The 551-nt window shown below is 59.9% G+C and carries 1 protein-coding gene; it reads right to left on the bottom strand.

The genetic code is table 11. The features are described 5' to 3' along the window. Positions 1–551 (bottom strand): hypothetical protein (locus IPF36_RS34325; RefSeq protein ID WP_195432397.1); only part of this gene is annotated, 551 nt, incomplete at both ends.

Here is a 551-nt window from a genome sequence, read left to right as displayed (position 1 = left end):
TGAAGGCCTTATCGCCTCCGATCAGCTGGCCGTCAGAGCTGCGGATGCCGTACTCCTCCTGCGCCTTGATCGCCTTCTTCGACGCGCGGCCGACGATGAACTGGTCGAAGGCAGCGCGGATCTGCGTACCGGCGTCGGAGCCGCCCGTCTCGGCGATCAGGAAAGGCAGCCACTTCGACATGAAGTCGTCGCCGTAGACCTTACCGGAGGAGCGGGCATATTTGATCGCCTGCGCGTAGGCGCCGGGGTCGATATCCATGCCGGCGACCTGCTGGGCCTTCATGAAGTTCTCGAGGTAATTCGTATATTCCTTCGGCGTGACCTTCTCGATGTTGTCCATTGCCTTGTTGAACTGACGCAGGCCCGAGATCGCCCCTTCAGACCCCATGGCGTTCGAGAGGATGAGGAATGCCTGGGCCATCTTTTCCGAAACCGCCAGAGCGGCGTCAGTCGATGGCATCGACAGCGACGCCTCTTTCATGACCTCGAAAATCTGGGACTTTGACAGGCGGTACTTGCCAGAGAGGTAGTCGGACTGGCTGTTGATCCTG

Origin of the sequence: Cupriavidus sp. IK-TO18, assembly GCF_015549295.1 — a bacterium.
Taxonomy (GTDB): domain Bacteria; phylum Pseudomonadota; class Gammaproteobacteria; order Burkholderiales; family Burkholderiaceae; genus Cupriavidus; species Cupriavidus oxalaticus_A.
Note: the sequence above shows the minus strand (reverse complement) of the source record. Positions and strands in the feature narration are given on the sequence as shown.